The sequence below is a fragment of the Pseudomonas laurylsulfatiphila genome, assembly GCF_002934665.1.
GTDB lineage: Bacteria > Pseudomonadota > Gammaproteobacteria > Pseudomonadales > Pseudomonadaceae > Aquipseudomonas > Aquipseudomonas laurylsulfatiphila.
Genome location: NZ_NIRS01000002.1, coordinates 883701 through 907649 on the forward strand (window position 1 = coordinate 883701; position 23949 = coordinate 907649).

At 62.3% G+C, this 23949-nt stretch carries 16 protein-coding genes; 6 read left to right on the forward strand and 10 right to left on the reverse strand.

Going from position 1 to position 23949, the window contains the following annotated elements; translation table 11 throughout:
* Window positions 1-86 precede the first annotated feature (86 nt).
* Entirely contained in the window at window positions 87-956 is an 870-nt protein-coding gene (locus CD175_RS09795) for an isocitrate lyase/PEP mutase family protein (RefSeq protein WP_104448722.1), read from the forward strand.
* 197 nt (window positions 957-1153) lie between these two features.
* Here CD175_RS09795 and CD175_RS09800 read toward each other — a convergent pair whose 3' ends face one another.
* Window positions 1154-2227, reverse strand: a complete 1074-nt coding sequence (locus tag CD175_RS09800) for a diguanylate cyclase (protein ID WP_104448723.1) — start codon at window positions 2225-2227, stop codon at window positions 1154-1156.
* Between the two features lie 199 nt (window positions 2228-2426).
* Here CD175_RS09800 and CD175_RS09805 point away from each other — a divergent pair, with 199 nt between their 5' ends.
* The 3 genes from CD175_RS09805 (at window position 2427) to hglS (ending at window position 6668) form a co-directional block, all read left to right on the forward strand.
* Window positions 2427-3881, forward strand: a complete 1455-nt coding sequence (locus tag CD175_RS09805; protein WP_104448724.1) for a flavin-containing monooxygenase — start codon at window positions 2427-2429, stop codon at window positions 3879-3881.
* Between the two features lie 22 nt (window positions 3882-3903).
* On the forward strand, window positions 3904-4860 hold the full coding sequence (locus tag CD175_RS09810) for an alpha/beta fold hydrolase (RefSeq protein ID WP_104448725.1): 957 nt from the start codon (window positions 3904-3906) through the stop codon (window positions 4858-4860).
* Window positions 4861-5237: 377 nt separating this feature from the next.
* Entirely contained in the window at window positions 5238-6668 is a 1431-nt protein-coding gene (gene hglS, locus CD175_RS09815) for a 2-oxoadipate dioxygenase/decarboxylase HglS (protein WP_104448726.1), read from the forward strand.
* Window positions 6669-7633: 965 nt separating this feature from the next.
* On the opposite strand, the gene CD175_RS09825 is transcribed toward hglS, so the two are convergent.
* The 4 genes from CD175_RS09825 to CD175_RS09840 all read right to left on the reverse strand — a co-directional run bounded on the left by CD175_RS09825 (window position 7634) and on the right by CD175_RS09840 (window position 12557).
* Window positions 7634-8212 (reverse strand): hypothetical protein, encoded by a 579-nt coding sequence (locus CD175_RS09825; protein ID WP_104448728.1) that lies wholly within the window; start codon window positions 8210-8212, stop codon window positions 7634-7636.
* Window positions 8213-8343: 131 nt separating this feature from the next.
* On the reverse strand, window positions 8344-9426 hold the full coding sequence (locus tag CD175_RS09830; protein WP_104448729.1) for a lipocalin-like domain-containing protein: 1083 nt from the start codon (window positions 9424-9426) through the stop codon (window positions 8344-8346).
* Window positions 9416-11887 (reverse strand): ABC transporter permease, encoded by a 2472-nt coding sequence (locus CD175_RS09835; RefSeq protein ID WP_104448853.1) that lies wholly within the window; start codon window positions 11885-11887, stop codon window positions 9416-9418. The genes CD175_RS09830 and CD175_RS09835 overlap by 11 nt, the downstream gene beginning before the upstream one ends.
* Before the next feature lies 1 nt (window position 11888).
* The gene (locus tag CD175_RS09840; protein ID WP_104448730.1) at window positions 11889-12557 is read right to left on the reverse strand and encodes an ABC transporter ATP-binding protein; all 669 of its coding nucleotides are present in this window, start codon (window positions 12555-12557) and stop codon (window positions 11889-11891) included.
* Between the two features lie 137 nt (window positions 12558-12694).
* On the opposite strand from CD175_RS09840, the gene CD175_RS09845 reads away from it, so the two are divergent.
* Window positions 12695-14668 carry an alkyl/aryl-sulfatase gene (locus tag CD175_RS09845; protein ID WP_104448731.1) on the forward strand — a complete coding sequence of 658 codons (1974 nt, stop codon included), beginning with the start codon at window positions 12695-12697 and terminating at the stop codon, window positions 14666-14668.
* 794 nt (window positions 14669-15462) lie between these two features.
* Here CD175_RS09845 and CD175_RS09860 read toward each other — a convergent pair.
* From CD175_RS09860 to CD175_RS09890, 5 genes are all read right to left on the reverse strand, one after another.
* Window positions 15463-16848: a DUF1254 domain-containing protein gene (locus tag CD175_RS09860; RefSeq protein WP_104448734.1), complete on the reverse strand. Its 1386-nt coding sequence runs from the start codon at window positions 16846-16848 to the stop codon at window positions 15463-15465.
* Window positions 16845-18194 (reverse strand): DUF1254 domain-containing protein, encoded by a 1350-nt coding sequence (locus CD175_RS09865; protein ID WP_104448735.1) that lies wholly within the window; start codon window positions 18192-18194, stop codon window positions 16845-16847. Before CD175_RS09865 ends, CD175_RS09860 begins: the two co-directional genes overlap by 4 nt.
* Before the next feature lie 143 nt (window positions 18195-18337).
* Window positions 18338-19675 carry a DUF1329 domain-containing protein gene (locus tag CD175_RS09870; RefSeq protein WP_104448736.1) on the reverse strand — a complete coding sequence of 446 codons (1338 nt, stop codon included), beginning with the start codon at window positions 19673-19675 and terminating at the stop codon, window positions 18338-18340.
* A gap of 11 nt (window positions 19676-19686) precedes the next feature.
* Window positions 19687-21513, reverse strand: coding sequence for a DUF1302 domain-containing protein (locus tag CD175_RS09875; RefSeq protein WP_104448737.1), 1827 nt, complete (start codon window positions 21511-21513; stop codon window positions 19687-19689).
* A gap of 875 nt (window positions 21514-22388) precedes the next feature.
* A complete protein-coding gene (locus tag CD175_RS09890; RefSeq protein WP_095967716.1) occupies window positions 22389-22685 on the reverse strand; it encodes a DUF1330 domain-containing protein in 297 nt (98 codons plus the stop codon).
* A 70-nt stretch (window positions 22686-22755) separates the two neighbouring features.
* Between CD175_RS09890 and ribBA the strand changes: the two genes are divergently transcribed.
* Complete coding sequence (gene ribBA, locus CD175_RS09895; RefSeq protein WP_104448740.1) at window positions 22756-23865, forward strand: bifunctional 3,4-dihydroxy-2-butanone-4-phosphate synthase/GTP cyclohydrolase II; 1110 nt, start codon at window positions 22756-22758, stop codon at window positions 23863-23865.
* Window positions 23866-23949 lie beyond the last annotated feature (84 nt).

Consider the following 23949-nt stretch of genomic DNA (forward strand, 5'->3'; position numbering starts at 1 on the left):
TTCTCCCCCTGCGCGCGTGATAGCCTTTTATTTCTTCGGCGTTGACACTTTTGCTCAAGCCCTTCCATTCCATTGGTGGAACTCATATGTCCAGGCTTTCCCATCAAGATTTGCGCCGCAATTTTCGCCAACTGTTCGCCTCCGACACCTGCTACCACACGGCCTCGGTGTTCGACCCGATGTCGGCGCGCATCGCCGCCGACCTGGGCTTCGAAGTCGGGATCCTGGGTGGCTCGGTCGCCTCGCTGCAGGTGCTGGGCGCCCCTGACTTTGCCCTGATCACCCTCAGCGAGTTCGCTGAACAGGCCACCCGCATCGGCCGTGTCGCCCAGTTGCCGGTGATTGCCGACGCCGACCACGGCTACGGCAACGCGCTCAACGTCATGCGCACCATCGTCGAACTCGAACGCGCCGGTGTCGCTGCGCTGACCATCGAAGACACCCTGCTGCCCGCGCAGTTCGGCCGCAAATCCACCGACCTGATCACGGTCGCCGAAGGCGTCGGCAAGATCCGCGCGGCACTGGAAGCCCGCTGCGATAAGGAAATGGCGATCATCGCCCGCACCCACGCCGGAATTCTGCCGGTGCAGGAAATCATCAGCCGCACCCGGCAATACCAGCAGGCCGGGGCCGACGGGATCTGCATGGTGGGCGTCAAGGACTTCGACCATCTGGAGCAGATCGCCGAGCACCTGAGCGTGCCGCTGATGCTGGTGACCTACGGCAACCCGCTGCTACGCGACGACAAGCGCCTGGCCGAACTGGGTGTGCGTGTGACCATCGACGGCCATGGCGCCTACTTCGCCGCGATCAAGGCGACCTACGACAGCCTGCGCGAACAACGCCAGATCCTCACCCAGACCTCGGACCTGAGCGCGACCGAGCTGACTCACACCTACACGCAACCTGAGGAATACATCCGCTACGCGGAAGAGTTCATGAGCGTGAAGGAGTGATGGTTTAACCCGATACACCGCCTTCGCGAGCAGGCTCGCTCCCACAGTGGATCTGCAGTGTGCACATCATTTGCATCCACCCGTGATAATTTGTGGGAGCGAGCCTGCTCGCGAAGAGGCCATCACTGCCAACATCCCTGCTGCCTGACACTGCGCCATCGTCGGATCGCCGCCCGGAGCAAGCTCGCTCCCACAGGTCACGCCGAGTCGAGCAGTTCGCGATGGGGTTTGCCATTGCCGCAACAGATCACGCGGTTACGCCCGGTGGTCTTGGCTTCGTATAGCGCATGATCGGCGTCGTTGAGCCAAAGCGTCGCGTCGGTGTGCGCCGGGTCGAATGACGCCAGGCCAATGCTCAGGCTGACTTTCAGCGCCGGACTCTGCTCGTAGCCCAAGGTGGCGAAGCGATCACGCAAGGCATCCATGACCATGGCGGCGCGGTTCAGGGGCAGGTCCGGAAGGATCACACAGAACTCGTCACCGCCGTAGCGCCCGGCCACATCGGTCGCTCGCAGGTTCTGCTTGAGCATTTTGCTCAACTGACGCAACACGATGTCACCGGCAACATGGCCGTAGGTGTCGTTGATGGCCTTGAAATGGTCGATGTCGATCAGGGCAATCGCCCCGCCTTTTTGCTGACGTTTGCAGCGCTGGAACTCGACTTCCAACTGGTCCTTCCAGGTGCCATGGTTGAACAGGCCCGTCAGGCTGTCGGTGCGGCTCAGTGCCAGCAGTTCACGCTTCTGGCGGCCGAGGGTATGGGCCTGGCGGAAGCAGATCCAGCCCAGTGCCAACGGATACAGGCACAGCAAGGGCAAACAGGCGTAGAGCTGCAGCGGGCTGGTCGCTGGAATGAACGCCGGGGTGAAAATCTGCAACCCGACGCCGATGCCCAGCACTTGCGCGGCCGTCCCGGCCAGCAGGAAGCGCATGCCGCCGATGGCCACGTTGTTCATGGCCATCATGGAAATGGTGGTCGCGCTGGGCAGTGGATTGAAATGCATCGCGGCAATCCAGAAGCCGCCGAGAAAGGCATCGATCAGCAGGTTGCGGTGTTCGGCGTGATAAGGCCTTTTCGCCCGCCGCGCCCATTGATAAGCCACGTGCGGCCAGACCAGGCCATTGAACCACATGAAACCCCAGACCCAGGGCGCCGGATCGAGTGGATACATCGCCGCGCTCACGCACACCAATCCCAGGGCCACCCCCAGGATTCGCGATGTATAGAGCCTCCTGGCTAATGAGAATCCCTTTCCTCCCGCTTTTTCCATAAGGCCTCTGTGCCACTCGACGGAATGCGATAACAGCCTGTGCCTGTGCGCTGGAGTCTATCAGGGCGAGATTAAATAGCCATCACCGGCTGGCGGGCTGAATATCGCGATATCACCCTCATATAAAAGCAAAAGCCTCGCCTTCAGAAACGGCTATACATGAAAGAAGGGGTTGATCAATGACCATAAGAGGAGGCCCATGCAGACCTTTCAAGTATTGATCATCGGCAGCGGGTTTGGCGGCCAATGTGCTGCAATCAATTTGCTCAAGGCCGGCATCGACGATTTTCGCCTGCTGGAGCGGCGGGATTTCTTCGGCGGCACCTGGTGCCAGAACACCTACCCCGGCGCGGCAGTCGACGTGCCCTCGCCGCTGTATTCGTTGTCTTTCGCGCCGTATCGGTGGACGCAGATGTTCGCCGAACAGGCCGAGCTGCATCGCTACACCCGGCATGTGGTGGAACACTTCGGCCTGCGCGACAAGGTGGAACTGGACGCGAATGTCGAGCGCATCGAATGGGACGACGCCAGCAAGCGCTGGACCGTCTACACCGCCGGCAAAGGCACGTATTGCGCGCAGTTCCTGATCAACGCGACCGGGCCGCTGAGCCAACCGGTGGTGCCGCGCTTCGAGGGACAGGAGCGTTTTCAAGGTAAAACGTTTCACACCAACAACTGGGATCATAACTACGACTACCGGCACAAACGCGTGGCCATCGTCGGCAGCGGCGCCAGTGCGGCCCAGGTGATACCGGCCATCGCCCCGGACGTGGGGCACTTGCATGTGTTCCAGCGCACGCCCCACTGGGTGTTGCCCCGGGCCGACCGCAGCTTTGGCCGTTTCCAGCGCTGGCTGCTGGGACTCAAGCCGGCCTACAAACTGCTGCGCTGGGGGATCTACTGGCAGTTCGAAACCCGAGTGATTGCCTTCAAGTATTCGAAGCCGGCGATACACATGGTCCAGCGCCAGGCCCTGCGTTTTCTCAAACGCCAGGTGCCGGACGCCGAACTGCGGCGTCAACTGACGCCGGACTACACCATCGGCTGCAAACGAGTGATCCTGTCCAGCACGCTGTATCCGGCACTGGCGCGGCGCAACGTGACGCTGCACAGCCGCGAGCAAGGCATCGCCGCCATCGACGAAACCGGCATCGTGACCCTGGACGGCCAGCACATCGACCTGGACCTGATCGTCTGGTCCACCGGCTACGACGCCACCGACGGGGTGATTTCCTACCCGGTCACGGGGAAAAACGGCACCCGCCTCAAGGACGTCTGGGCGCAATACCCTCGGGCCTACCTCGGCACCGCCCTGCCCGACTTTCCCAACCTGTTTATCGTCACCGGGCCGAACACCGGGATCGGCCACACCTCGGCGCTGTTCATCATCGAATCGCAGATGAACTACATCCTCGACTGCATTCGCACCTTGAAGGCTCAAGGTTTACGCAGCATCGAAGTTCGCCATGAGGCGGAACGTACCTACACTGAAATGATCCACCGGGAAATGGAACGTACCGTGTGGAAGTCCGGTGGTTGCCACAGTTGGTATCAAAGCAAGAGCGGTCATGTGATTGCCATGTTTCCGGGGTTCAGCTTCAGCTTTCATCGCTTGACCCGAGCGCTGAAACCCGCCGATCACATTTTGTCCTGAGCTGATAGAAGGGAGACGCGTGATGCTTTTGTTGTTCGTGGTTCTCGCAGTGTTCGTCGCCTGGAGCTGGCTGACCTACCCGGCCATCGGCTACTGGCTCTATGACTTGAGCATGGCGGCCGAGGCCAAGCTGTACCGGCTGCACAAGATCGTCGTGCCCATCCCCGAGATGACCGTCTCGACCTGGCAAGGCGGGCCGTACGAGGCCACCAGCAGTGTGCTGATGCTCCATGGCTTCAGCGCCGACAAGAACCTCTGGCTGCGTTTCGCCCGGCACTTTGTCGGCAGCCACCGGGTGATCATCCCGGACATCGCCGGCCATGGCGAAACCGGCTTCAAGGCCGGCGGCGGCTACGACATCCCGTTGCAGGCCAAGCGCATGATCCAGCTGCTGGACGTGTGCGGTGTCGAGAAAGTCCATGTCATCGGCAACTCCATGGGTGGCTACATGGCGGCGTGGCTCGCGGCCACTTATCCGGAGCGCATTGTGTCCCTGGCCCTGATCGACCCGGCAGGGGTCACCTCGCCCGAGCCCAGTGACCTGGAGCGGCATTTGGCCAAGGGCCACAACCCGTTTCTGATTCATTCGCGGGAAGAATTCCAGCGTTTCTACGCCATGACCATGGCGTCCCCGCCCTGGGTGCCGAAGCTCGTGCTCGATGCCGTCGCCCAGCGTTATGAACAGTCCCGCGAGGAGCTGGAAGAAATCTTCCGCGATTTCCGCGCCAGCCCGCCGATGGAACCCCACCTGCCCGACATCAGCGTCCCGTCGCTGTTGCTGTGGGGGCGCAAGGACCGGCTGATCGACGTCAGCAGCGTGGCGGTCTGGAGCAAGGGCATCGCCGACCTGCGCGTGCATATCTGGGACGCCATCGGGCACATGCCCATGGTGGAAGCGCCCACCGGTTCGGCGCGCCTGTATCGGGAGTTTTTGGCATCACTGCGTTCGGAGAGTCCACAGGATCAACGACTACATTAGGTGGGGGCGTTCTCAATTAGTTTCCCTACCGCGCCGGGTCTGCTGTTGTGCAGGGCAAGGCGCGAGAAGCGCAGTTTGGTCATTCCAAATCAGCTTCGAGCAACACAGCCCTGCACAACAGCAGGCCCGGCCCTTCGGGTTGTGCCTTAAAGCTGGCCATGCTGCGTTGCAGGCCTTGGAAAGGGAACAACCATTCCCAGCGGCCTACGCCTTGCCTGGCCAGCTTTAAGGCGACAACGCGGTGGGGAAACTAATTGAGAACGCCCCCCTTGCAGTCCTTTGCAGAATGAAGTTCGTCAGAAACTTCGTTTGTCGGCGTCGCTGAAGGCTGCGATCTTTTGCCCATCCTTTACGTCACCGCGCCAGGAATCCTGTTCATGAACCACCCGAACTTCGTCAGCCCTGACCTGATCCGCCAACGCTTCTCCAAAGCGATGTCCGACATGTACCGCGAGGAAGTGCCGTTGTACGGCGCGTTGATGGAACTGGTGGAGCAGACTAACCGCCACGTGCTGCAAAGCGATCCGCAAATCCTGCAACAGCTCACCAGCACCGGCGAAATCGAGCGCCTGGACCTGGAGCGCCATGGTGCGATCCGCGTCGGTACGGCCGATGAGCTGGCGACCCTCGCCCGCCTGTTCGCGGTGATGGGTATGCAACCGGTGGGCTACTACGACCTGACACCGGCCGGCGTCCCGGTGCATTCCACGGCGTTTCGCGCCGTGCATGAAGCGTCGTTGCAGGTCAGTCCGTTCCGGGTGTTCACCTCGTTGTTGCGCCTGGAGTTGATCGAAGACCTGGAACTGCGAACGTTCGCCCAGTCGATGCTCGACCGGCGCTCGATCTTCACCGCCAAAGCCCTCTCGCTCATCGAGCGTGCCGAATCCGAGGGGGGCCTGACCGAACCGCAAGCCCTGGAATTCGTCGAACAGGCCCTGGAAACCTTTCGCTGGCACCACAGCGCCACCGTCACCGCCGAGCAGTATCAGAAACTCAGCGCCCAGCATCGGCTGATCGCCGACGTGGTGGCGTTCAAGGGCCCGCACATCAACCACCTGACTCCACGGACCCTGGACATCGACATCGTCCAGGCGCAAATGCCCGCCCACGGCATCACCCCCAAAGCGGTGATCGAAGGTCCGCCCCGCCGCCAGTGCCCGATCCTGCTGCGTCAGACCAGTTTCAAGGCCCTCGACGAGCCGATTGCCTTCACCGATCAGAACGAAGCTCGCGGCAGCCACAGTGCCCGCTTCGGCGAGATCGAACAGCGCGGTGCCGCCCTCACGCCAAAAGGCCGCACACTGTACGACCGCTTGCTCAATGCCGCGCGGGACGAACTCAAGGACTTCCCCAACGAAGCCAACGCCGCGCGCTATAACGCCCTGATGGCGCAGCATTTCAGCGAGTTCCCCGACACCTGGGAAGGCATGCGCCAACAGGAGCTGGCTTACTTCCGCTACTTCGTGACGGAAAAAGGCCTCGCGGCGGGTGACCTGAAAAACGTCGCACTGGACGACCTGCTCGGCAGCGGTTACCTGCGGGTTGAACCGCTGGTTTATGAAGACTTCCTACCGGTCAGCGCGGCGGGGATTTTTCAGTCGAACCTGGGGGACGCGGCGCAAACCCGTTACGGCGTGCACTCCAATCAGCAGGCGTTCGAAAAGGCCCTGGGGCGTTCGACGATCGATGAATTGGCGTTGTATGCCGAGAGCCAGCGGCGCTCGATCGAGCAGTGTTTCGTGGCGTTGGCCGATGTTGTTCAGGCCAATGAAAAAGGCTCTTCACACAATCCCGGGAAACACCGATAACGCAATACCTGTAGGAGCCAGCCTGCTGGCGATGGACTCCAGTGCGCCGCATTCATCCAGTTCGCCCGCGTTATCGTTAACGCCCATCGCTGGCAGGCCAGCTCCCACAAGGGGCCATGCCCACGCTGAAACTGTAGGAGCCAGCCTGCTGGCGATGGACTCCAGTGCGCCGCGTTTATCCAGTTCGCCCGCGTTATCGTTAACGACCATCGCTGGCAAGCCAGCTCCTACAGGGGACCGCGCCCACGCTGAAACTGTAGGAGCCAGCCTGCTGGCGATGGACTCCAGCGCGCCGCGTTCATCCAGTTCGCCCGCGTTATCGTTAACGACCATCGCTGGCAAGCCAGCTCCTACAGGGGACCGCGCCCACGCTGAAACTGTAGGAGCCAGCCTGCTGGCGATGGACTCCAGCGCGCCGCGTTCATCCAGTTCGCCCGCGTTATCGTTAACGACCATCGCTGGCAAGCCAGCTCCCACATGGGACCGCGTCCGCGTCGTTTTTTCACGCAATACCTGTAGGAGCCAGCCTGCTGGCGATGGACTCCAGTGCACCGCGTTTAACCAGCTCACACGCGTTATCGTTAACGACCATCGCTGGCAAGCCCGCGCCTACACGGGAGCGTTCCCGCGCTGAAACCCAAAAAAAACGGGCGACCCGCAGGTCGCCCGTTTTTTATATCCGAAACTTTCAATACAACCAATAAAGTGTTCGCCCAGTGCAATGGCCTCGGCAATCCATGCACTGGTAAAGAGCCGTACACTGGGCGAACGGAAGGCATTTTAGTAGATGAGAATCAATATGTCCGCACTGCAAAGATGAAATTTATCGACACAATGTTTAAGGAAATGTCGACTTGAGTACGAATGCCGCACAACGCTTTAAACGCACCCGTTAAACGCTATGAGCTGATTATTCCTGTACAAGACTTCTACAAAAACAATCAGCCCATACAAACAACTCAATCTCAGTGCTTGCTGGTCACCGTCAATATGTCGGTGTAAACCACGTTAACGCTTTGTCCAACTTTCAAGTCCTTGAGTTTGGCCTGGACTTCAGGTCGCTTGACGTCAACCGTCTTGGACTTGCCTTCCGGGTTTTCAAAAGTCACCTGGTGTTTTTTCAGGTCGATGTGGGTGATTTTCAGCTGCACTTTCACTTGACGGTAAGCTTCGCCGCCGGGGTTCGCGCTACCTGGCGCAGCACGCACTTCACCGGTGGCTTCGGCAGTGCCCGGCAGGCCTTTGTCGACATCGGTGTCGAGGTAGGCGGCAACGGCGCTGGTGACCCTGATGTCGACCTTGTCGCCGGCCTTGAGGTTGTCGAGGTTTTTCGCCTTTTCGGTCAGTTGCACAGGGAATTCATTACCCTGCGGGCCTTTGAGGACCACGATACGGTTTGCGGTATCTACCGAAACGACTTGGGTGGCGACCTGATCGACCACCACAACTTCGGACAACGGGAGTTCGGCGGCAACCGCGCCGAAACTGGCGGCAGACAGCAAGGTGGCGAGGGTGATGGCTTTGGTCAGTGCGTGACGTTTCATAGGCAGAACTTTCCCTGTGATGAATGACAACAGACGGCATTGACGCAAAGCGCAATGCCATGTGTGCGATGAGCATAGACGCTGTTCAGCGAGTGGTCGCAGCAGGCCGCTGATTTTCGTGGCGCAGGGTACTAGTACCCGGTCATTTCCAGATAGCCGTTCCCTGCATGACTGCCACTGAGGCGCACCGGGCCTTCCCAGTACGGTATGCGCAAGTCCATCCACGCCTGGGGATTGAGCGCGGTGATGGCGATATCGAGGTGTCTGGCGGGGATTTTGATCGACCAGCGCACGGGCATCTCACGCCCGGCCACGCTGGCCCTGTCTTGCGGTGTGAGGCTGATGTCGCCGGCGTGCAGCAACTGTGTCTGCCCCTGGGCGTCGATCCAGGTGCCGGTGAGGTAAGGCTCGCCGTCCTTTTGCCGCATGCGATACAGCATCACCTGCTCGCCGCTGTCCAGGTGCAGGGAGAACCAGTCCCAACCGCTCTGGTTGGCCGTCAGGGGCTGGCTGCTCCATTCACGGTCGAGCCACGCCGGGCCACTGACCTGAAAGGTCTGGCCGTCGATTTCCAGGGTGCCGCTGGCCTGGAAAAACGGCTGACTGTAGTAGTAAGAGGCCTGACCCTGTTCGGACTTCTGGCTGAAGCCCTTGTCGCCTTGCAGCACCAGCGGACCTGTCGAGGTCAACCGCAGCCGGTAGCTGAAACGCTTGTCGCGGGCGCTGAGCAGCAGGTCGGCCAACGGATCGTCGGCTGTCGCCTGGCTGCTCAGTTGCCAGTCGTCGATCCATGCATTGAACGGCGCAACGCTGACACCGGCCTGACCGACGCCGCCACGGGCATAGCGTTCAGCCGCGTGATGCACCGTCGCCGACGTCACCGCCGCGTGACCGAGCCAGATCGTCTGATTCTGCCAGCCTGCCTCCTCGGGGATGGCTTTCAAGGCGCTGCGGAACAGCGTCCATTGCGCGCCGAACTCATGCCCCTGAGCGTCCTTCAGATTGGCGGTGATGTACCACCATTCGATACGAAAGCCATCGTGCGGGCCGTGATCCGCCGGGAAGCTGAACACCCGGCCGGGCACCACCTTGGTAAACGCAGCGGCCTGGTTGCCCAGCCCGGCAAACCCCTTTTCTACCGGCGCCGGTTGATCGCAGCCGCTCACCAGCAGCGCCTGCAGCACCAGGAGCAAGACGCCGAGATTAATCTTCATGGGCAAACGTGCGCAGTAAGTCCGCCGGTTGCGTACGGTACAAACGGAACAACGGCCAGGCCGAAGCCAGCAATGTCGCCACCAGCGCCAGCCCCATCAACTGCAACAGTTGCAACGGGAACACCCGCAACGGCAGGCGCCAGCCAAAGGCCTGCACATTGATCACCGTGTCCAGGCACCACGCCAGGGCGATGCCCAACGGCAACGCCAGCGCCAGGGTCAGCAGCGCCAGCAACCAGGTCTGCCCGAGGTTGAGCAACATCAGATGCCGACGCGTCACGCCCAGCGCCCACAGCGGCGCCAGCTGCCCGAGACGGCTCTGGCTTTGGGTCAACAGGCTGATGAACAGCGCCACACCGGCCACGCATAACGTCAGGCTATTGAGCGCGGCGGTGGCGGCGAAGGTGCGTTCGAAGACTTGCGTGGACCAGCCCTTGAGTCGCGCCTGATCGACGATGCGGCTGTCGTCCAGGGTAAAACGCGCCTGTAGCGCCGTGACGAACGCCGGGATCGACGCCGGTTCGATGCGCAGGTTGAAGCGGTTCGGTGCCAGTTGCGGCCAACCGCGCAGCAGGTGGTTGATATTGACCAGAATGTGGCCCTTGGGATTGCCGTAGTCGGCGTAGATCCCGACGATCCGTGGCGACCAGGGGCCAGTGGGCGTCGGCAGCGTCAGGTGGTCGCCCAGTTGCACGCGCAGGCGTCGGGCCAGTTGTTCGCTGAGCATCACCGCATCGTCCTTTGCCAACCGTTCCCAGGGGTTGTCGCCCAGGGCTTCGAGCAACGGCCAGTGCTGGCGGTAGGTCGGGTGATCGATGATCCCGGACAGGTCCGTCGGCCAGCCCTGCAACTGGATCGACACCTGCCAGTTGGGCAACACCGCCGCCAGTTGCGGCTGCTGGTCGAGCCAGCTGTGCAGCTCCCTGGACTGGGCCGGGTTCTGTGGGTTGAGGTAAAGCTCGGCCGTCAGTCGTTGTTCGAGCCAGTCGCTGAAGGTCTGGCGAAAGCCTGCGGTCATGCTGCCGGCACCGATATTGGCGGCCATGGCCAACAGCAGCGCCATCAACGCCAGGCTCAACGCCGGAAGTTGCTGGCGGCAATCGGCGACAAACCATTGGCCCAGTACCGAGCGACTGCGCTGCGAAGCGAGACTGAGCAGCGAACTGAGCACCACCGGCAACGCCAGTGCGGCGGCGATTAACAGCGCCGCCATCAGTATGAAGCCACTGACCAGGCTGTCGCCGAAGATCAGCGCCAGCAGCGCGATCATCCCGGCCATTGCCGCCACCCAAGCCTGGCGTCGCAACCAGCGTGCATGGGCCTGATGCCAGGCCTGTGGGTCGGCCAGCGCCAGCAAGGGCAAACGCGCCGCCCGCAGCAGACTGTTGACACCGGCCAGCAATGCGCCGGTCAGACTCAGGCCGATACCACTGATCCACCATGACAGGCCGAGGTTCAACTGCCCCGCCACTTCGGCACCGTACAAGCCACGCAGGCTGGCGGCGACATCCGGCAACAGCACGGCGGCCAGCAGGTAGCCGCTGACCACCCCGGCCGCCCCGCCGACCAGGGCCAATCCACCCAATTCGACGGCGAGACAAGCGATCAGCATGCGCGCACTCACACCACAGGCACGCAGGGTCCGCAGCAAACCTCGGCGTTGCTCCAGCGCCAGCCCGATGGCGGCGTGCACGATAAACAGGCCGACCACGAACGACAACACCCCCAGGGCCGCAAGGTTCAGGTGAAAGCTTTCGGTCAGGCGTGTGAGGTTGTTTTCTTCGCCGGCGCTCTTGAGTTGCAGCTGGCCCTGGAAGGCGTGCGGCAGCGGCGCAGTGAAATCCTTCGGTAGCAGCAGTCGCGACAGTTGCTCCGGCAACCCGAGAATCTGCTGGGCAAAACCGATGTCCACCAGCAGCACACCGGGCGCCATGTCGGCCTGCACCTGCAGCGGCGGCAGTGCCACGCCCGCCAGGTTCAGTGGCCGGTCACCTTCGCGCAAGCCCAGTGCCTGCAAGGTTTGCGACGATATCCAGGTACTGCCCGGCGGGCTGAAAAAACCGACCACTTGCTCAATAGCCAAAGCCTGCCCCGCCAACGCCGCGCCCGCCGGTAGCGACACCGGCTCGATGCCCATCAACTGCAGGCGCTGTTCTTCATGCCCCTTGAGCGTGACCCGCCCCTGCAGCACCGGTGACACGGGCCACCCCGCGCGGCGCAGATCGACAAACCATTGCTGTGGGAAGGTGCCGCCACCGGGCGCACTGAGACTGGCCTGAGGCTCGCCGCCGATCAACTGACTGGCGCGGGCATAGCTGTCGCGGGCCTGGCTGTTGAGTGCCTGGACGCCGGTCAACAGGCCGGTGGCCAGCCACAACCCGGTCAGCACACTGAAAAACTGCACCGGATGCTGCCGCCAGTGGCTGAGCAGCGCGCGCAGGGTCTGGCCAAAGATGCGCATGTCAGCGCTCGCCCACAGCGGCCAGGCGACCACCGCACAGCAAGGCCTTTTCCGCCAGCCGCGCCGCCACGCCGGGACTGTGGGTGACCATCAACAGGCTGGTGGGACTGTCGTCGAGCAATTCCAGCAGCAACTGCAACACTTCGGCGCCGGTGGTTTCATCGAGGCTGCCGGTGGGCTCGTCGGCCAGCAGCAATGGCGGGCGCGACGCCAGCGCCCGGCCCAGCGCGACCCGTTGCTGCTGGCCGCCGGACAGTTGCTCCGGGTAGCGCCGCAACAGCTCGCCCAAACCCAGGCGTCGCACCAGATGAGCTTGCCAGCGTGGGTCATGACGCCCGGCCAGACGCGCTTGAATCGCCAGGTTGTCTTCGACCCGCAGGCTGCCGATCAGGTTGAATTGCTGGAACACCAGGCCGATTTCCGTACGACGCCAGTTTGCCAGCTGCCCTTCGTTCATCTGTTCCAGGTGATGCCCGCCACTGCGGATGCTGCCACGATCGACCTTGTCCAGCCCGGCGATCAGGTGCAGCAAAGTGCTTTTGCCACTGCCCGACTCGCCCATCAACGCCAGGCTGCTGCCGGGCCTGAGCGTCAGGTCGACGCCTTGCAGCACCGGCAGCGGCCCCTGCGGTGTGGCGTAGCTTTTGAAAACGCCATGGACTTCAAGCATGGGTCAACCTGCTGGGTATGCGTGGCTCAAGGATAGCGGCCCTGAATGTTTTTTGTCCGTTGCCGATGATCGCCCTGCCCGTGCCCCGCCCTACCCTCGAAGCTGGTCTAGCCATAACGATAAAAAACGGAGACGCCATGCCTCGTTTCACCTTGAGCCCTCGTGGGCTGCTCGCTTGCCTGATCACTGCCTGCCTGGCGCAAGCGGTGGTCGCCGCCGATGCACCGGTCGCGGCCAGCCCGCAAACCACGGCCAGTAACGCCGCCGTCCTGAAGCAACTGCCCTTCACCGACCGCACCGACTACGAGTCGGTCACCAAGGGCTTGATCGCGCCCTTCAAAGGCCAGGTCAAGGACGCCGCGGGCAAGGTCATCTGGGATATCCAGGCCTATGACTTCCTCGCCAAAGACCAGGCCCCGGAGTCGGTCAACCCGAGCCTCTGGCGCCTGGCCCAACTCAGCGCCCATGCCGGTCTGTTCGAAGTCAGCCCTCGGCTGTATCAGGTGCGCGGCCTGGACCTGGCGAACATGACCATCATCGAAGGCGACGACGGGCTGATCATCATCGACCCGTTGACCATGGCCGAAACCGCCAAGGCAGCACTGGACCTGTACTACCAGAACCGACCGCACAAACCGGTGGTGGCGGTGATCTACAGCCACACCCACGTCGACCACTTCGGTGGCGTGCGCGGGGTCATCGACGAAGCCGACGTCAAGGCCGGCAAGGTCAAAGTGTTCGCCCCCGCCGGGTTCATGGAACACGTGATGAGCGAGAACGTCTACGCTGGCAACGCCATGAGCCGCCGTGCGCAGTTCCAGTTCGGCAGCCTGCTGCCCCGTGGCGAAAAAGGCCAGGTCGATGCCGGCCTGGGCAAGAGCACGCCGAGCGGCGGCACCGTCACCCTGATCCCGCCCACCGACCTGATCGACAAAGAACTGGAGACCCGCACCATCGCCGGCCTCGAGGTGGAATTCCAGTTGACCCCGGGCACCGAGGCGCCCGCGGAAATGAACCTGTACCTGCCGCAATTGCGTGCCTTATGCATGGCGGAAAACGCCACGCAAATGATGCACAACATCCTCACCCCGCGCGGCGCGCAAGTGCGGGACGCCAAGGCCTGGGCCGAGTACCTGGACGGCAGCCTGGCGCGATACGGCGACAAGAGCGACGTACTGTTCGCGCAGCACAACTGGCCGACCTGGGGCGGCGAACGCATCCGCACCTTCCTCGCCGACCAGCGCGACATGTACGCCTTCCTCAATGACCGCACCCTGCACCTGCTGAACCAGGGCCTGACGCCGCTGGAAATCGCCGACTCGATCAAGAAACTGCCCGGCAGCCTGGACCAGAAGTGGTACACCCGCGGCTACTACGGCTCGCTGAGCTTCAACACCCGTGCGGTGTATCAGCGTTACATGGGTTTCTATGACGGCAACCCGGCCAACCTCAATCCGCTGCCACCTGTGGAAACGGCGAAGTACACGGTCGAGGCCATGGGTGGCGAAGCGGCGGTACTGGAGAAAATGCGCGCGGCGATGACCAAGGGTGAGTACCGCTGGGCCGCGCAACTGGGCAATCAATTGCTGTTCGCCAACCCGGACAACGGCGATGCGCGCAAAGCTCAGGCTGAGGCGCTGGAGCAGATGGGCTATCAAAGTGAAAACGCCACCTGGCGCAACATGTACCTGACCGGCGCCATGGAACTGCGCAACGGCGTACCGCCCCATGCGGGCACTTCGGTGTCGGTGGACATGGTGCGGGCGATGAGCCCGCAGATGTTCTTCGACTTCCTGGCCGTGCGTCTGGACAGCGAAAAGGCCGCAGGCCATGACCTGACCCTGAACTGGACCTTCGAGGACCTGAACAAGGACTTCAACCTGACCCTGCGCAACGGCGTGCTGACCCACCGCGCCGGCCTCAACGCCCAGGCGGATGCCGGCGTGACCATGAGCAAGGCCACCCTGGAACAGATCAGCCTCAAGCAACTGGATATCCCCACGGCGATCCAGAAAGGCCTGATCAAGTTGCAAGGCAATGGCAAGAAGCTCGGGGAGTTGATGACCAGCCTCGATACGTTTGCGCCGCAGTTCAATATCGTTACCCCGTGACAGATCCCCTGTAGGAGCGAGCTTGCTCGCGATGGAGGTCAACGATGATGCGGGGAGCCTGACACCCCGCGGTGCGCTCAGGTTTTTCGTCGGAACGCCGCCCGGAGCAAGCTCGCTCCTACAGAGCCCGCCGCCATCCATGCCGGGTTGCCCACTGCGCAGAACCGGAACGAAGCCTCTCGAGGGGGCAAGAAGATCAAAAGATCGCAGCCTTCGGCAGCTCCTACATTGACCGGGTACACCGCGAATATCGTGGACGGACAAAAATCCCTGTAGGAGCTGCCGCAGGCTGCGATCTTTTGATTTTGATTTTTAAGCGCGGAAGATCAAGATCAAAAGATCGCAGCCTGCGGCAGCTCCTACAGGCCGAGCGTTAGCTCGCCTGCAGCTTGTGATCTTGATCCACCCGCCCCCTCGGCAGGCTGAGCGGAGGTGTTCATCCGGGGATGGGCGCGCAGCGCCGTTCGACGTAGTCGAACTCATTGCATGTAGGTCGAAGCGAAGCCGACCGGAGGGCAATGCCCCCGGATGAATACCGGAGCGAAGGAACCCCGAGCCTCAGCGAGGGGCCGTACGTAAGGGGCGTGACTTTTTGGTTCCTTTTGTGTCGTTTGACAAAAGGGACTCGCCGTAAGGGCGAAACCGCCAGCCGCCGTTACCGAAGAAACGGATATGTACACCCGTAAGAATCCACACCGCCTGACACTCCGCCTTCGCTGGCAAGCCAGCTCCCACAAGGATCCAGGTCGTCCACAACAGGTGTGAACGACTCAGATCCAATGCAGGGGCGCGACTCAGGCAGACACCACCTCAACCACCGGCATTTGCCAGCGCTGATTGACCACCTGCTGCCCGGGCCCATACAGGCGCAAAACCAGGGTGAACGCCCCGCTCGCCGGCGTCGGCAACCAGTTGCTCTGCTCGGCCGGCGTGGCGTTCTGCAGGATCAACGTCAACCCACCATCCGCATCCGCTTGCAAACGATCCCGGCTGCTCAGGCAGTAACGATTGATCGGGTTGGCTACCAGTTGCCGGTCCGGCAAGTCATACAAGGTCAGCGACCAGAACTCGCTGGCAGGCGGCAATTGACCCGGTGCAAAACGCAGGCGATAGCTTCGCCCGCCCTGCAAGGGTTGCCCCTGATTATCCACACGAGTGCCGGTGTAGAAGGCCTCCTCCACACTGTTGCCGTAGATGCCGACATTCGCCGCGACAGCGCGGTTGAGGTAATTGCCGTCCATCGCTTCGCGAGTGCCGAACAGGCCGAGGGTGGTGCGGACCTGGCTCACCGCCGCTTGCAGTTGCGCCTGGGCGTCCTGAATCCCGGCGAGCAGTGCCTTGCGCGTGGCTGGCGGCAACGTCGCCGGGTCGAAGCCCTGGCCGGGCACGATGCCGATCCGCGCAAAGCGTGCGCGCAAGGCTTGCTCGGACGGTTGCGTCGGACACAGGCTGAGGATCTGGTTCAACGCCGGGATAAACTCCAGCCCCAACCCGGTCTTGCTGTCCCAGGGATACCAGTCAATGGCTGGCGCAGCCACGGGCGGTGCACTGCCGATGTAGTCATGCAACGAACGCAAGCCGTATTGCTGCTGCAAGGCACGCACCGCCGGCAGGTCCTCGGTGTTTTTCAGGCCCGTTCTGCCAAGCACCATGACGATTTCGGTTTCGCTGCGCAGCACGGCCGTGACGCCGTCCGGTATCTGGCCTTGCCAGTCGGGTCCGGCGATCAGGTAGTTTCCCGCATCGCGCCCGGTGCTGAGCACGCCGACATAGGCAAAGTTGTGGGTGTACTGGTCGACCAGTTGAAGCACGTAATAGCGGTCGTCAGGCACGGTCGGCACACTCAACACTTGCGGCTCGCTGCGCAGGTCGAGCCAGGCCCAGGAGTACGGCGTGTCGTTGTTCGGCGTGACGATGTCGCGATTGCTCGGGGTGAACAACTCACCGTAGTGACGGAACCGGTTGAAGCCGCCGACGTACTCCGGCGCAGACGCGTTGAGCGCCTGCTTTTCCATGGTCTGGTAATGCATGAGCATGGGGTACGCGTAAATCCACGCCTCTTTGGCAATCTGCCGAAGGTCATCGGAATCAGCGGCCAGCAACCAGCGCGGAAACATCAGGCTGCCTCCCAATACCCCCATGCAGCCCAACACCCGGCGGCGACTGAACATCAGGTTCATGGTTCGATCCTCGCAATCGTCGGCAACTGATAACTCCCGTCCAGTGCCCCGCCCTTGGGCAGGTACAGGCGCAACAGCAGGTTGAACGGACCTTGCGGCGTCGGCAGCCAGTTGCCCTGCGGCGCATCCTTGGGCGCATCGGCTTGCAGGGTCAGGGTCAAGCCGCCGTCGGCATCGTATTGTAGACCAGGGCTGCGGTCGCCCAGGGCATAACGCTGGATCGGGTTGGCGGCGAGCAATTGGGTTTTGCCGTCATACAAGGTCAGCGACCAGAACGCATTCACCGGTGGCAATTGCCCGGCGGGGAAATGCAGGCGATAGGCGTGCTGGCCGCTGAGCATCTGCCCCTGGGCATCGTGCAGCGCCATCGGGTACAACGCTTCCACCGCATCGTTGGCGTAGATGTAGCGCCAGGCGACCGCGGCACGGGTCAGGTCGTCGTCGCCGAACTTGCCGACGTTGGACGGCGACGGCAACCAGCCCTGCCGTTCCACCGACAGCTGGCTGGACGCTGCGCGCACTTGCTCGCGACCGGCTTCGGCGCCTTGGGCGACGGCTTCGAGCAAACCCGCCGGCGCCTGGAATGTGGCGCCCGGCATCACACCGATGGCGGCGAAACGGGCCAGCTTTTCCTGCTCGCTGGCGCTCCACTGGTGCAGCGGCGCCAAGGCGTTGAAGGTGCTGAACAGCGCCTGCGCCGGCCCCTGTTTGGTGTCCGCATACGCTGGAAGCTGCAGCGCTGGCAAGGGTTCAGGCGCCGCGCCGCCGCTCACGGTGGACAGTGGTTGCAAGGCGTAGCCCTTGAGCACTTGAGCGGCGTCCTTCTGATCGGCTTCGCCCTTCACCTCGGTGCGCCCCAACAGGAACACCAGGCGGCTCGGCGAACGAATCACACCGCTGAAACCCGATGGCACTTCACCCTTCCAGTCCGGCCCGGCGATCAGGTAGCGCCCCGCTTTATCACCCGTGGCGCGGGTACCGATGTAATCGAGGTTGTCGGTGCGCATGTCGACCAGTTGAAAGCTGTAGTAGCGCCCCTGCACGGCCGGCACGTCCAGCACCATCGGTTCGCTGCGCAAATCAAGCAAGGCTCGGGAATAGAAGGTGTCGTTGTTCGGCGACACCACTTTGTTGTCCTGCGGGCCGAGCAAGCGCGGTTCGCTGTAGAGCCGGTTGAACGGCAGCTTCGCGGCGATGGCGCTGAGCACTTTGTCGTGCTCGACGGTGGCGTAGGCGAACACGTAGGCCTCCTGGGCCAATGCCTTCGCCTGGGGTTGATCGAGGGTTGCAGCGTGAACGGTACCCAGGCTTGCGCCCAGGGCAAGAGCGGATATCCAGTAGCGCACGGTAGATCTCCTGGCAAATAAAAGCACAGCACACACCACAACCTTGTAGGAGCCCGGCTTGCCGGCGATGGCGGTCTCAGTGGCGCCATCGCCGGCAAGCCGGGCTCCTACAGAGGATTTGCGGGGTGCCAAGGGAAGACGGGTTACTTGGCCCAGCGCCGCAGGTCCGACGGGGTGTAGTCGTCGGTCTTGGCGGCGAAGCCCACGCGCATCGGTTCGGTCTCCTCGTTGGCCAGGCCGCCGGCGTAGTAGCGTCCGGAGATCAGGTCGTACGAGGTTTCCAGCACGTTGTAGGTGAAGCCGTGGTCGTACTGCTGAATCGCATGCAGTTCACCGCTGCGCCACAGTTCACCGCGGCTGTCGTACTGGTCCGACTGAGCGATCTGCCAGCTGTCCTCGTCCACATAGAAGCGGCGCTTGGCGTAGATGTGCCGGGCACCCGGCTTGAGGGTCGCCTCCACCACCCACACCCGGTGCTTTTCATAGCGGGCCAGGTCCTGGTTGACGTGGTTGGGTTGGATCACGGCGTCGTACTTGAGGTCGCGGCTGCCGATCTTGTAGCTGTTGTAAGGGATGAACAGCTCTTGCTTGCCCACCAGTTTCCAGTCGAAGCGGTCCGGCGCGCCGTTGTAGCCGTCGACGTTGTCGGCGGTGATCAGGCCATTGCTGTAACGGGCGCTGTTGTCATAGGCGATCATCGGCGCACGACGCACGCGACGTTGCCCCGGCAGGTATTGCCAGGCCGAACGCGGCTCGGCGACCTGGTCGATCGGCTCATGCACCAGCACCGCTTCGCCGGACAGACGCGCCGGTTCCAGGACCCGGCTCTTGAACATGAACAGCACGTTAGAGCCCGCCTCCAGGCCACTCACGGTGTCGGCGAAGTTGATCAGCGACTGGTTGCGCACGTAGCTGGTGGCGCCGTTTTCACGCACCAGTGCGGCGCTACTGATGCGCTCGTAACTGCCGCCGCGATAACGGGTCATGTGGTTCCACATCACCTCCAGGCCTTCGGTGGGCAGCGGAAACGGAATGCCCCTGGCGTAGTCATGCAGACCGTTGCCACCATCGGCCATGCTGGTCTTGGCCACGTTGTCGCGGCTTGCCGCCAGCACCTCCTTGGGCAGGTTGGCGCTGCGATGGGACGGGTAGATGTTCATTTTGTAAGTGTCGGGAAAGCGTTTGAACAACGCGATTTGCCCGGGGCTGAGAAACTTCTCGTACTGCGCCACATTCTTCGCCGTGACGGTGAACAAGGGCTTCTCGGCCGCATAAGGGTCGCTATAGCCGCCCTTGCTGTCGACGGTGCCGGCGTTGCTCGCCAGGCCACCGGTCCAGGCCGGAATGCTGCCGTCGGCATTGGCCGCCATTTCCGAGCCCATGGGGGTCAGGGTCTTGCCCAGGGCCGCCGAATCAGTGCCTTTGGCCTGAGCCAGGCCGACGGTGCAGGCCAGGGCCAGCACGCACAATTGCATACGCATAACGGTTCTCCTTAGAAGTCTGCCTTGAAGCTGACGGATGCGAAATCGCGGTCGTCGAGGGTGCTGTAGTCGTTGGTACCAAAGAAGGCGTTGTAGGCCAGCTCCACGCTGTAATCGTTCATGTAGACGCCGGTCAGGCTCACGCCCAGCGCTTGCTGGCCTTCCTGGAACGGCCCTTGCGGATCGTAGGAATAACCCTCGACGTCATGTCGCCAGTTGACGGCCGGAATCAGGTTGATGCCCGGCAACACATCGCTGTATTCGAGACTGGCGCGCAGGCGATAACCCCACGACCACTCGGTGGCAAAGCCTTTGTCGGTGCAGTACTGGTTGGTGACGCCGGAGGCCACGGTGTTGCACGGTGTGCCGTTGCGCGGAGCACTGCGGCCGAACGCGGCGCTACGGCCCAGGCGCTCGTCCCCCAGATCCTCGATGTGCACGACACCGGCTTCACCGAACAAGCTCAGACGCGTGGCGCCCAGCACGTTGTCGATGGCCTGGGTGGCCGAACCGGTCATCTGCCAGACACCCTTGCGTTCCCAGGCATCGAACTGGCTGCCATTGGTGGTGCTGAAGCCGTCCGGCAATTGCACCCAGGAGCTGCCCCCCGGCCCGGATATCACGGCGACGTTGACGTCGGGTGCGTTGATCGCCAGTGGCATGTTCGGCCGGTAGCTCAACTCGCCGGCCAGGGAAATCCCGGTGACCGGTTCGACGCCGTTGAGGCTGATGCCGTACAGGTGAATGTTTTCCGGGAAGGCCGCCGCATAGCTCGGCCCCTGGATGCCACCAGGGAAGGTGCCGGGCAAGGAAGTGTTCCTGGCGTTGAGGGTGAAATACGGCAACCGCGAGTGATAGTTGATGTAGTAAAACGCCGCTTCGGCATCGTTCAGCGCCGGGATCATCTGGCGCAGGGCGAAGCCGAACTGGCCGTAATCGGACGGCGACTCGTTGCCCCGGGACGTCGCGAACAAACCTGCGGCCTGCATCTGTTCATCGGTCTGCACCTGGCTCAGGTACAACGGCCCGCACCCCGGCTGAATCGCGTCACTGCTGGCGAAGAAAGTGCCGCAACCGTCGAGGACACTGGGCCGCCAGTTGTACTGGTAGAAACCTTCGAGGTTGGTGGTGTCGGTCAGGCCGAAGCTGAAGGACACCATCTCCACCGGCAACTGGCCTTCCTTGATTTCCACGCCGGGACGGTTGAACGCCGAGATGTCCAGCGGGTTGATCACGTTGATGCCGTTCTGAATCAACAGCGCCTCGCCCCAGGACAACACCTGGTTGCCGACCTTCACGTTCAGCGGATGGTCGGCCACCTGGAAGTCTTTCCAGACGTAGGCGTCGAGGACCTGGAAGCCCTTGAACTTGGCCAGGTCGTCCCAGCCCGAATCGTCGAAATCCTTGAAGCGGCCATTGCCGGTTTCATAGGCGTGGTCGTACCAGTATTTGAAGCGCAGGAACGCGCCCTGGCCCTGGCCATCGAGACTGAAATCGGTGAGGCCCTTGAACAGCTGCGAGATGGGATCCCCCTTCTCGAAGTTCAGCCGGTTGTCATCGGCGCTGACGCTACTGCCATTGGCATTCACGCCCTGGGCCTGCAGGGCATTGGCGCGGGTCATCAGGCTCTTGTCGGGGTTTTGCGTCGACCAACTGCTACCCAGGCTCAGGCTGGTCCTGGTCGACAGGCTCCAGTCTTCGTTGAGGTCAAAGGTGGTGGCGCAGGCCGGCCCCGTGAGTACCGCAAGAATCGCCAACGCAAGCGGTTGCGGGCGGGTATGGCCAGGCCGGTGAAGTCGTTGGCGGACTCCGGCTGTGGCCGAGCTTTTTTTTATCATTATTGGGCTCCGGTCAGGTTTGCTCAGCCCGGACACGGTGCCCAACTATCGGCTGCGACACGCAAGCGATGGCCGACAAAAAATAATCATCGGGGGGATCTGCGGGGCGGGTGGTATTTTTTTGAAGGTGTACATATCCATTGCTGCGGTAACGGTCAACGATGATGCGGGGAGCCTGACACCCCGCGGTGCTCTCGGGTTTTTCGCGAGCAAGCTCGCTCCTACAGAGCCCGCCGCCATCGGCCATCCATGGCCGGCGGCTAACCGGCCGGCCTGGTTCTGATGCGTTTCCCTGTAGGAGCTGCCGCAGGCTGCGATCTTTTGATTTTGACCATGTCGAAGGGGCGGAAGATCAAGATCAAAAGATCGCAGCCTTCGGCAGCTCCTACATTGACCGGGTACGCCGCCAATATCGTGGACGGACAAAAATCCCCGTAGGAGCTGCCGCAGGCTGCGATCTTTTGATTTTGATTTTTGACAATGTCGAAAGAGCGGAAGATCAAGATCAAAAGATCGCAGCCTGCGGCAGCTCCTACAGGCCGAGCGTTAGCTCGCCTGCAGCTTGTGATCTTGATCCACCCGCCCCCTCGGAAGGCTGAGTGGAGGTGTTCATCCGGGGATGGGCGCGCAGCGCCGTTCGACGCAGTCGAACTCATTGCATGTAGGTCGAAGCGAAGCCGACCGGAGGGCAATGCCCCCGGATGAATGCCGCAGCGAAGGAACCCCGAGCCTCAGCGAGGGGCCGTACGTAAGGGGCGAGACCTTTGGTTCCTTTGGGCTGGGCCGGCACTCCGGCGTTTGCCAAAGGGACTCGCCGTAAGGGCGAAACCGCCAGCCGCCGTTACCGAAGAAACGGATATGTACACATTCGCAATTCAGAGCGGCGCCACGCCTTCGACAATGATGACCTCAGCCAAAGCCACCCCCTCACGATACCCCCGCGCCTCCTGATACAACGCCGAGTGATAACAAGCCACCGCCTGCTCATAGGAATCAAACTCGATCACCACACTGCGCTGCGGCGTCGCCCGACCTTCCATCGCCTCGCTACGCCCACCCCGCGCCAGAATCCGACCGCCATACAGGGCAAACGCCTGCGGCGCCCGCCGGGTGTATTGGCTGTATTGATCAGGGTCAGTGACATCCACGTGAGCAATCCAGTACGCCTTCATAGTGACCTCTCGGTTTATTTTGTATTATGGTATACCAAATTACTCATCCCACAAATACCGAGACTCCAGCATGGCCTTCAACAGCATCGAAGAAATCATCGAAGATTACCGCCTCGGCAAAATGGTCCTGCTGGTCGACGATGAAGACCGGGAAAACGAAGGCGACCTGCTGCTGGCCGCCGACTGCTGCACACCCGAGGCGATCAGCTTCATGGCCCGTGAAGCCCGTGGCCTGATCTGCCTGACCCTGACCGACGAACACTGCAAACGCCTGGGCCTGGAACAAATGGTGCCTAGCAACGGCAGCGTGTTCAGCACCGCGTTCACCGTGTCCATCGAGGCTGCCGTTGGCGTGACCACCGGGATCTCCGCCGCCGATCGTGCCTGCACCGTGGCCGCCGCCGTCGCCGCCAACGCCGGCCCCGCCGACATCGTGCAACCGGGCCACATCTTCCCGCTGCGCGCCCGGGAAGGCGGTGTGCTGACCCGCGCCGGCCACACCGAAGCCGGTTGCGACCTGGCCCGCCTGGCCGGCCATACGCCCGCCTCGGTGATCGTCGAAGTGATGAACGACGACGGCACCATGGCCCGCCGCCCCGACCTGGAAGTGTTCGCGCACAGGCACGGAATCAAGATCGGCACCATCGCCGACCTGATCCACTACTGCCTGAGCACCGAACACACCATCGTGCGCATCGGTGAACGTGATCTGCCGACGGTGCACGGCACCTTTCGTCTGATCACCTTTGAGGATCGCATCGAAGGCGGTGTCCACATGGCCATGGTCATGGGCGATCTGCGCCGTGAAGAGCCGACATTGGTGCGCGTGCATGTGATCGATCCGTTGCGCGACCTGGTTGGCGCCGAATACAGCGGGCCGACCAACTGGACCTTGTGGGCCGCCTTGCAGCGTGTCGCCGCCGAAGGCCACGGCGTGGTGGTGGTGCTGGCCAATCACGAATCCTCCCAGGCGCTTCTGGAACGTGTGCCGCAATTGACCCAGCCGCCCCGGCAGTTCAGCCGTTCGCAGTCGCGGATTTATTCGGAAGTCGGCACCGGCGCGCAGATCCTGCAGAACCTGGGTGTCGGCAAGCTGCGCCACCTCGGTCCGCCGTTGAAATATGCGGGTTTGACCGGGTATGACCTGGAGGTGGTGGAGAGTATTGCGTTCACCGAATGATACGCAGTCATTCCTGCATGGAAAAAACCCTGTGGGAGCGGGCTTGCCCGCGATGACGGCGGTACATCCAAAATCAATGTCACA

Coding starts and splice junctions, on each gene's coding strand:
- CD175_RS09835 (WP_104448853.1), bottom strand. CDS start 11,887: ATGCGCATCTTTGGCCAGACCCTGCGCGCGCTGCTCAGCCACTGGCGG.
- CD175_RS09890 (WP_095967716.1), bottom strand. CDS start 22,685: ATGAAGGCGTACTGGATTGCTCACGTGGATGTCACTGACCCTGATCAA.
- CD175_RS09830 (WP_104448729.1), bottom strand. CDS start 9,426: ATGAAGATTAATCTCGGCGTCTTGCTCCTGGTGCTGCAGGCGCTGCTG.
- CD175_RS09795 (WP_104448722.1), top strand. CDS start 87: ATGTCCAGGCTTTCCCATCAAGATTTGCGCCGCAATTTTCGCCAACTG.
- CD175_RS09800 (WP_104448723.1), bottom strand. CDS start 2,227: ATGGAAAAAGCGGGAGGAAAGGGATTCTCATTAGCCAGGAGGCTCTAT.
- CD175_RS09840 (WP_104448730.1), bottom strand. CDS start 12,557: ATGCTTGAAGTCCATGGCGTTTTCAAAAGCTACGCCACACCGCAGGGG.
- CD175_RS09845 (WP_104448731.1), top strand. CDS start 12,695: ATGCCTCGTTTCACCTTGAGCCCTCGTGGGCTGCTCGCTTGCCTGATC.
- CD175_RS09810 (WP_104448725.1), top strand. CDS start 3,904: ATGCTTTTGTTGTTCGTGGTTCTCGCAGTGTTCGTCGCCTGGAGCTGG.
- hglS (WP_104448726.1), top strand. CDS start 5,238: ATGAACCACCCGAACTTCGTCAGCCCTGACCTGATCCGCCAACGCTTC.
- ribBA (WP_104448740.1), top strand. CDS start 22,756: ATGGCCTTCAACAGCATCGAAGAAATCATCGAAGATTACCGCCTCGGC.
- CD175_RS09870 (WP_104448736.1), bottom strand. CDS start 19,675: ATGCGTATGCAATTGTGCGTGCTGGCCCTGGCCTGCACCGTCGGCCTG.
- CD175_RS09805 (WP_104448724.1), top strand. CDS start 2,427: ATGCAGACCTTTCAAGTATTGATCATCGGCAGCGGGTTTGGCGGCCAA.
- CD175_RS09825 (WP_104448728.1), bottom strand. CDS start 8,212: ATGAAACGTCACGCACTGACCAAAGCCATCACCCTCGCCACCTTGCTG.
- CD175_RS09875 (WP_104448737.1), bottom strand. CDS start 21,513: ATGATAAAAAAAAGCTCGGCCACAGCCGGAGTCCGCCAACGACTTCAC.
- CD175_RS09860 (WP_104448734.1), bottom strand. CDS start 16,848: ATGAACCTGATGTTCAGTCGCCGCCGGGTGTTGGGCTGCATGGGGGTA.